This window comes from Variovorax sp. GW822-FHT04E09 (genome assembly GCF_058800845.1).
In genome coordinates, this window is the sequence record NZ_JBXAMR010000023.1 from 1 (window position 1) to 776 (window position 776).

Sequence of the window (776 nt, forward strand, 5' to 3'; positions counted from 1 at the left end):
TCGGCCTCGGCCGTCACAGGGGCGCAGGGCTGGTCGAACACGAGGTGTTCCGTCAGCGCGCCCAGCTGCGCCGCAATCGACGCCGCCGTGTCCTTGGGCAGGTTGTTGATGCCCACGTGTTCGACGGTGTCCAGCAGCAGTGCGGGCCTGGCCTGCAAACCCAGTGCAGGCGCGTCGTCGATCTCGAGGCGCGTGCCCGCGCGCAAGGTGCGCACGGTGCTGTGGCCCAGCATCAGGTCGGCGCGGCATTCGGCCGCTTCCATCATCAATGCCGCGTAGCGCTCGACGGTGCGGTTCGTGTCCCAGCCGCGGCTGCGGTCGTTCAGGCCGAGCACGTCGTCGTACTCCAGCCGCGGGGCGTTCTTGCCTCCGACCGGAAAGCGCGCCGGGGCGCTGCCCGTGAGCTGGCGCTTGCCGTCGACGTTCCAGGCGCTCAGGTGCACCTGTGCGACCGACTGGCGCATGCGGCGCACCAGCGCTTGCACGGCGTCGCTGCGCTCCTGCGAGCTCTTGCGGTGAAAGCGAACGGGCGAGCCTGCATCGGCGGTCTGGGTGTCGTTGGACGAGAAGATCACGAGCTTGTGGCCCGTCGGGGCCTGGGCGTCTTCTTCGATGCGCCAGGCCAGGCCTTCTTCGGCCAGCAGGCGCGAGAAGAAGTCGTAGTCGCTCTCGCGGTACTGGGTGCAGTAGGTGCGAACGGGGGCGTCGGCCAGGAAGCTGTTCACTTCGGAAGAGAAGGCCCAGTTGCCGGCTTCGGCGTACGGGGCGAGCACGCG

Annotated in this window: 1 protein-coding gene; it reads right to left on the bottom strand. The window is 69.1% G+C overall.

Features of this window, described 5'->3' with window-relative positions; all coding sequences use genetic code 11:
• On the bottom strand, nucleotides 1-776 hold a 776-nt coding region (locus AC1RL8_RS31235), incomplete at both ends, for a contractile injection system protein, VgrG/Pvc8 family (protein ID WP_492687441.1).